The organism is Labilibaculum sp. K2S (assembly GCF_030372765.1).
Taxonomy (GTDB): Bacteria; Bacteroidota; Bacteroidia; order Bacteroidales; family Marinifilaceae; genus Labilibaculum.
In genome coordinates, this window is record NZ_JAUCMW010000043.1 from 1 (window position 1) to 7,476 (window position 7,476).

The following is a 7,476-nucleotide window of genomic DNA, read 5'->3' on the forward strand; positions in this document are numbered from 1 at the left end:
AAAACCTTGTTTTCCGATCCCGATTTCAGGGGGGCAACATGATCCGGAATATCCAGTTGCCAATTTGTTTTACATTCCGTTTTCTTTTGTTGGGATATTTTGCTTTTATATGCTTAAGTGAATGAGATTCTATGATTATTAAATAATTATAAAATTTTAGGATATCTTAACTTGGCAGATTTGACAGTAGGATAGAGGATTGATTTTTCATAGTTTTGATACTGAAATTCAATTATGAAGACATTACCTATCGAACAGAGAATACAGTGATGTAGATTTTTGCATGCATATCTAAAAAAAATATAGCTGTTGGTACAGTGCATGCCGTTATTAATTTCTTTCCGAAGGTTAAGTCTTTGTTTACAAATTGAGTAAATACGTATTCTAATTACACACACAAATTAAACCAAATGAAGAGATTTTTATTATTAGCAATAACTGTTGCTATTATGTTCACATCTTGTTCAGAAGACAAAGATGTTGAGCCAGAACGAAAAGTATATCCTGTAACATTTAATTGTTCTACTTTTGTAGTAAATACTACAAATACAAAGTCAACCACATTAGAAACTTTACGTTATGACTATGTTCTGTATGATGCGAATCTACAATTTGTAAAAGTACTAAAGTTTGATATTGGTGCAACAATAGAAGATGTATTACCACTAGGTAATTATACTCTATGTATAGTTGGACATGATAATACTTCAGCAAGGAATTGGAGTTTTTCTTCATCAGTAATTGGCGAATTATTTCAGACTACGTACTGGGATGGTACGGGATGGCCATTACAGAATGGTATTTACTATAAAAAGGTAGAGTTTGAAGTTACAGAAACTCCAGAATCTGTTGATATTGCATTAGATAATATTACGGGTAATTTCTCTGTTGTAATTGAAGATGCTCCAACAGATGATAATTATACTATAGAAGTACTCATATCTGACTTCCCAGTCCAGTCTATTTATTTATCTACAGGAGAATTATTAACTAATTCTAATACTACTTCATACACTGATTCTTATAACAGTCCAAAGATACTCAATAGTATAAGCGGTTCATTTATGCAGAATGTAAAAATAGACAGTGATGCTCAACTATATACATTTACTATCCAATACAAAGTATTAGGAAATATATTAAAAGAGATAACTTTACAAAACATACCATTACATAGAAATGTACATACAGATATCATAGGTAAAATGTTTAATGATTCTGGAAGTACAACTAAGAATGGTTTCAATATCTCTATTAATGAAAATTGGGGAGATCCAATAACAGTAAATTTTTAAGTAGAAGTACAGTTCATATTTAGACACTTTCCCGCAAACTGTGTCAGCAAAAAGTTCATAAAGGAGTAATCATGCTCCTTTATATGTTTATATTATTGCAAGAATTTTTTAAAATGAATATATAAGACAATTTATTTAGATTAATTAGAGAGATTGCCGTAAAACCCAATACTCAATGAATATTTTTAGGGGGGAAAATAAGGGTATATTTATCTGAGGAAAACCACGCAAGGCACTGATAAAAAGCCGATTGCGAGATTTAGATTGGGTTCTGTTGGGGTTGCTAAAATACTAATAATCAAATGATTGTCAGTATTTTTGTTTTAATGCTGTATCAGTTCTATTCTGAACAAGCAATTTCCTCGAAAAAATATTACTCCTTTAGAGAACAATCTAGGCATGTTGCAATTAGTTGACGGCTTAAAAATACCAAATCCTTACAATTTATAGATTCATCCTGAGAGTTTTTTAGGATTGGATAAATCCCGCTTAATTCTCATTCCGTTATTCAGTCACCAATTTATTTTACATTCCGTTTTACTTTGTTGGAATAGTAAGCACCATACCAACTTGCTAGGTGCAATCCGAAGATGTTTAATTGCCAGGCAATTTATATTTGTAATCGAGCCAACTGATATTTTAGACTTCTGGAAATTGAGACCTGAATCATTAAAATATTAATTGGCCTTTTTTATATCCTCCGAAACGGATAAGGATCTGTTAAGGTCGGGATAGGAACTAGATAAATACCCCTTAAATCCCCTTTGTAGTAGCTCTATTTGTAGGCTTTACTCTCTATAAAGGTTTGTTTTCCTAGAAAAATGGGAATTTCTACCAAATTGATTTGTTTCGCTCACAAAAAGATCGTTTAAGTAGGATAAACGAACGGGATAGGTGATCGAGATAGGAACTAGATAAGTAGTTTAGCCCCGAAAAAGACTGGAGTAAAATTTCAGATTTAAAACAGTTAAATTTAGGGTATGAAAAGACGTTGGACATTAGAAGAAAAACTAGCCATTTTAAGCGAGGCAGAAACTGGTAATGTAGTAGAAGTTTGTAGAAGACATAATGTTAGTACTGGAGCTTTCTATAATTGGAAAAAGAAGTTCGATACCAAAGGCGAAGCCGGCTTAAGAGTTAAATATGATAACAGCAGTCCAGAGATGAAGAAAGCTGAGGAAGAGATTCGGATTCTACGCAAGCTTTTAGCAGACCGGGAAATAGAATTGGAAATTCAGAAAGAGCTTCTAAAAAAAAGTTTGGAACAGACGATCCAAGAAAAATCTAGTAGATCGTTTCTTCGAAAAATATACTGTAAGTATCAAAGATCTATTAAAGTATGTAGGACTCTCTGCGAGTAGTTATTACTATAAAGAGAAGCTAAATGGCAGAAAAGGTGTTTTGCCTGGCAAGCAAACCAATCATAGTAAGGATGGCCTGGTTGAAGAAATGACTGTTGTAGAAGCTATAAAAGGCGTATTGGAGCATGAGTTTATTGATTGTGGTTATCGAATAATGACAAAGTATCTTCAGCGTAAAGGTTATAAGATCAATCACAAGAAAGTGTACAGAATAATGAGTAATACAGGACTTTTAAAGCCTAATTCAAGAATTAAAAGAAGTGGTGGTGGGCGCAAGTTCGTAAGATTTAGGAAGGTTCACACAAGCCATCCTATGGAGTGTCTTGAAATGGATATTAAAATGATTTGGATTCCCAATATGGGAAAGAACGCTTATCTTTTATCGGTAATTGATGTTCATACTAGAAAAATACCAGGTTATACTTTTGCATTCAATGTAAAACAAAAAGAGGTGATTGAATTGTTATCAACAATTGTCGATCAATATCCAACTCCAGAATCTCTGATAATTAGATCAGACAATGGGAGTCAGTTCATAGCGCGTAATGTGAGAGATTACATTCATTTAGTCGGGTTTGAACAAGAATTTACTTATGTGGCAACACCTGAAGAGAATGCTCATGTTGAAGCTTATCACGGTACTTTAAAGAGAGATATCTTTGACAGAGTCGATTATCGTACTTTCGGTGAAATACAGCAGATTATAAAAAGATATGTGCCATTCTATAATGGTGAAAGATTACATGGTTTGCTTGGGAGAATTACTCCAAATGAAAAGTGGAAGCAGGATCAGCATTTAATTAAAAAGCGAGAGAAAGCAGCTTAGTATTAGTAGATTTTAAGAGGGCCTGAATCGCTCTATAAAAGGAAAATTAAAAAATAGAATAAAACTCTAGGATATCAGGGGTCAAAACAATAAGATCGGTGTATACCCCTTAAGAATCCTTTATAATAGCGAGTAGTATCCCATACATTGTAACAATCATATTATACCCCTGCTCTGCGAAGTTTTTAACTTCGCAGAGCAGGGGAGTGTTATTCCCATTTCTTAATAATTGAAACCAATTAAATTATAATACATTAACCAAGGAATAAAAAGAAAAGTTGCAACAACAATTACAGATTGATAAATTAAATCGAAAGTTTTCTGCTCCTTATATCTAAAGGCTTTTATCAATAAGTATACTGAAACAAATTCCAATGGAATAATTAAAAAAGGGATCACTAATGCCATTTTAATGAGCAAAGGCATTCCGTAGAAAAATTCAAAAGTGTCGGTGGTAAATAAAGCATAAGCAAGCACTGCAATAAAAAGGACAACTAAAGAGGCCAGCGAAAAATTGATTTTTTTAAGCAAATAACTGTTTCTGTTGCGCACAAATAGTTTACGCACGACACCGGTAATTATATAAATCAATAGAAAAAGGACAATACTACCTATCCATACACGTTGAAATTTAACAGGTTCGTACCATTTTAATTTCTGGTAAGAATAAGAATCTGTAAAAAAATAAGAAATTTCGCCTTTTGTACCCCGGCCAAAAGCTAAGTATCTACCATATTTTGAATGGAATGTTAAATCGGATATCGGAACTAGTTTATCGTTCCATTCTACTATTTCAAGTGTATTATCTTTTGAAACAATTTCAATTTCAGGAGTCAATCCAACTAAAACACCCACTTTGTCGAAAGTGGTATGCGCATATCTTGTAAATCGGTACTTTCCTGCGAACTTCTCTAATGGTTCATCAACAGTCCCCACCTTGGGCGAAACTATTGCCTTTTCTTTTTTAACCAAACATTCTGGCATAAGTCGTGCAAACAAATCGTTAATAAATTTGTCCATAAATACTCGACTTTTCTGTTGGTAAAAATTCGATGAATTGACACAAATAAACAAACCTAAGTTTTTTTCCGGCATCAATGTTAATTGACTAGAAAAACCCTGAATGCCACCACTATGACTAACCGTTCTTACTCCATACCAATGCGATTCCTGAAAGCCTAACAGCCAACCGAAATTAGCCTTTTCGTAGTGCTTAAATCCTGTTTGATGCATTTTAACAACAGTTGAGGAATCTAAAATTTGAATTCCATTAAATTTCCCATTATTCAGGAACATAGATATATAGTGCCCCATGTCAGAAGCTGTTGATCGAAATGAGGATGCAGGATAGAAGTGGTGAAAGGCAGGCTTGTATGGAATCAGCTGCTCGTCCTTTTGCAAGTAACTGGTAACGTAGTTTTCTTTGAGTTCGGCTTGTCGTCTATAACCACTATAATTCATTTCCAATGGTTGCAAAATCATTTTTCTAACGTACTCATGAAAGGGTAAGCCAGATACTTCTTCAACAATAAGTCCTAGTAAAGCATAACCGTTATTAGAATACGAAATGACCTTACCTGAAGGGCGTATCTGTGGTGACATTCGCTTTTCTATATATTGGGCTAAGGGAATTATATCTTCCTCAGCATGAACTATAGTGCCTATATTGCAATCATCAAAACCAGCCGTATGCGTTAAAAGATGTCTTACAGTAATTGAATCATTGAATTTATATGCTAATTGAAACGATTTGAGATAATTATTAACATCCCTATCCAAATCTAACAGTCCAACCTCATATAATTTCATAACAGCTGTACCTACAAACGTTTTTGAAATAGAGCCTATTTCAAATATCGAAGAGCGACTACTCACAGGCGTTTTGGATTCAATGTCTTCTACGCCATAACCGTTTATATGAAGAATTGAATCCCCCTGCATTAAAACAATGGTAGCCCCTGCAATATTAACAGAATTCAATGCTTCTGTAAATGTAGAATCGATCCAAGCATTTAAATCAGATGTTTGTACATCTATATTTTGAGAATATATTTTATTCTCGGATGAGAAAAAAGAACATAGAATTAAAAATGTAAGGAGTAAATGTTTCATAATTTTTGATTTGAATATTAAATGTTAGGGTATAAGATGTCTGTCGGTTGGCAAACCGAGAACACATATTGATGTAGTAAAAATTTGATTTGAAAACTTAGCATATAATAGTTTCAGCCAAGCAAAACTATTAGGCAAGTAAGATGTGTACTTAAAATTAGGATAAGATTTAAACGACTCCCTTATAAGCTTGCTTTTTCTCAATCATTATTGATGCTGAAAACCATAAGAATAGTGACAAAAGATAAATAAGGCTTCCATAAATGGTAACAATTACAGTAGTCTTTAATGCTCCAAATATCATTTGATGGCTAATCGCTTTTCCACTTCCAGTAAATGTTTCAATGGCATCTAACATGCCACAAAATCCAAACATTTGCCCCAAAAATCCGGTGACTAGGGCAAATAATCCTATTGATTTTCCATAAGCAAGCTTTCGTAAAAGATCTGCTTTATCTGTTTGTTTGGAACTGTAAGCAAGTATAAAATGATAAATAATCCAAGCAACTGTAATAATTAATAAAAGAGTTAGAACCCACATAAAAAAAGATCCTCCCGTAATAAATAAATCTTTCATAAATAAGTAAATTTGCAATTAATACTTCTGCCAAATTATGTGAGATAAGTAAATCTATCAAGGTCGAATCCGCTTCTTAATCGGTTGTTTGTCGACTCTAAATGGTAATAACGATATCTTTGCCGAAATTAGCCCGAAATAATTAAATAGAATGTATAAAAAACCAAAAAATATTCATTTACATATTGCTTATTGGATTTTTGCATTATTAGTATTAATCCGACTATATGGATTTTCGTGGGAAAGCAAAACTAATGCCTTTTACTTCGTAAGCATGCTTCTTCCAATTGTTATGGGAACCTCATATTGTTTCAACTATGTATTAGTACCAAGGTTTTACCTAACTAAAAGATATGCACGATTTGCATTTTATACCTTTTGTACGGCAATTATATCGGTTTACCTCGAATTCTTAGTATTGCTTTTTACTTATGTCTATCTGGTAAATTTGAATTATCAAAGTTTGGGTTCTGATGTTGCTCAACCTATGCTTTTAGCAGTTGTATTGTATTTGCTGGTATTTGTTGGTTCGTTTCTCTTGATGTTTAATCAAATAAATGAAAACCAACAAGTAATTCAACAACTTTTGGAGGAAAAAGAGAAAATGAAGAAATCATTTCTTAAAATCATGTCTAATCGAAAAATGACCAAAATAGCCTACGACGATATTGTTTACATCGAAAGCTTATCGGATTATATCAAGGTGATTACTAGCAACAAAGAAATTACAAGCAAAGAGAAAATAAGTCGACTATCGGAAAGATTACCCGATACTTTTTTAAGAATTCACCGTTCATTTATAATCAATACTGATAGAATTAAAGAACATTCTCTTGATGAAGTTTTAGTAGATGATATTAGGCTAAATATTGGCAGAAGCTATCGAAAAGAAGTTAAAGAATTGTTGAATAATAATGCGTCAAATTAACTAACAACTCCCGCCACACAATGGCTCATACATCATAGGCTTGCCACAGGTGCAACACAAACTTACGCTGCATAGCCGAGACGTCAGACTGTCTAAAAAGTAAAACTTGATAGTAATTTATAGATTAACTTGAGAGACTACCGTAAAATTCAATACTCAATGAATATTTATAAGGGGGATAAATAAGGGTATATTCACCTAGGCGTCTCTTAGTAAAATACTGACAATCAATGGTTCGATAGTTTTAGGTTGGGTTCTGTTGGGGCTACCATATAATCTTCGTAAGTGCATACTTACGAGGATTTATTATTTTACACCACTTATCACTAGTGTCCCATTAAAATTGGGACGTTATTAAAAATTAAACAAATTTGACT

6 protein-coding genes are annotated in these 7,476 nt (G+C 33.0%); 4 read left to right on the forward strand and 2 right to left on the reverse strand.

The features are described from left to right. The first annotated feature begins 410 nt into the window (after positions 1 to 410). The 3 genes from QUH73_RS20385 (at position 411) to QUH73_RS20395 (ending at position 3,482) form a co-directional block, all read left to right on the forward strand. Complete coding sequence (locus QUH73_RS20385; protein WP_289532294.1) at positions 411 to 1,295, forward strand: hypothetical protein; 885 nt, start codon at positions 411 to 413, stop codon at positions 1,293 to 1,295. 980 nt (positions 1,296 to 2,275) lie between these two features. Continuing rightward, positions 2,276 to 2,656, forward strand: coding sequence for a transposase (locus tag QUH73_RS20390; RefSeq protein ID WP_289532295.1), 381 nt, complete (start codon positions 2,276 to 2,278; stop codon positions 2,654 to 2,656). Next, positions 2,616 to 3,482 carry an IS3 family transposase gene (locus QUH73_RS20395; protein WP_289532299.1) on the forward strand — a complete coding sequence of 289 codons (867 nt, stop codon included), beginning with the start codon at positions 2,616 to 2,618 and terminating at the stop codon, positions 3,480 to 3,482. The genes QUH73_RS20390 and QUH73_RS20395 overlap by 41 nt, the downstream gene beginning before the upstream one ends. A 222-nt stretch (positions 3,483 to 3,704) precedes the next feature. Here the strand turns inward: QUH73_RS20395 and QUH73_RS20400 are convergent, their stop codons facing one another. Continuing rightward, on the reverse strand, positions 3,705 to 5,594 hold the full coding sequence (locus QUH73_RS20400) for a serine hydrolase domain-containing protein (RefSeq protein ID WP_289532296.1): 1,890 nt from the start codon (positions 5,592 to 5,594) through the stop codon (positions 3,705 to 3,707). Positions 5,595 to 5,763: 169 nt separating this feature from the next. Next, complete coding sequence (locus QUH73_RS20405) at positions 5,764 to 6,171, reverse strand: hypothetical protein (protein WP_289532297.1); 408 nt, start codon at positions 6,169 to 6,171, stop codon at positions 5,764 to 5,766. Positions 6,172 to 6,322: 151 nt separating this feature from the next. Here QUH73_RS20405 and QUH73_RS20410 point away from each other — a divergent pair, with 151 nt between their 5' ends. Next, complete coding sequence (locus tag QUH73_RS20410; RefSeq protein ID WP_289532298.1) at positions 6,323 to 7,099, forward strand: LytR/AlgR family response regulator transcription factor; 777 nt, start codon at positions 6,323 to 6,325, stop codon at positions 7,097 to 7,099. Positions 7,100 to 7,476 lie beyond the last annotated feature (377 nt).

Coding starts and splice junctions, on each gene's coding strand:
- QUH73_RS20385 (WP_289532294.1), top strand. CDS start 411: ATGAAGAGATTTTTATTATTAGCAATAACTGTTGCTATTATGTTCACA.
- QUH73_RS20400 (WP_289532296.1), bottom strand. CDS start 5,594: ATGAAACATTTACTCCTTACATTTTTAATTCTATGTTCTTTTTTCTCA.
- QUH73_RS20410 (WP_289532298.1), top strand. CDS start 6,323: ATGTATAAAAAACCAAAAAATATTCATTTACATATTGCTTATTGGATT.
- QUH73_RS20405 (WP_289532297.1), bottom strand. CDS start 6,171: ATGAAAGATTTATTTATTACGGGAGGATCTTTTTTTATGTGGGTTCTA.
- QUH73_RS20390 (WP_289532295.1), top strand. CDS start 2,276: ATGAAAAGACGTTGGACATTAGAAGAAAAACTAGCCATTTTAAGCGAG.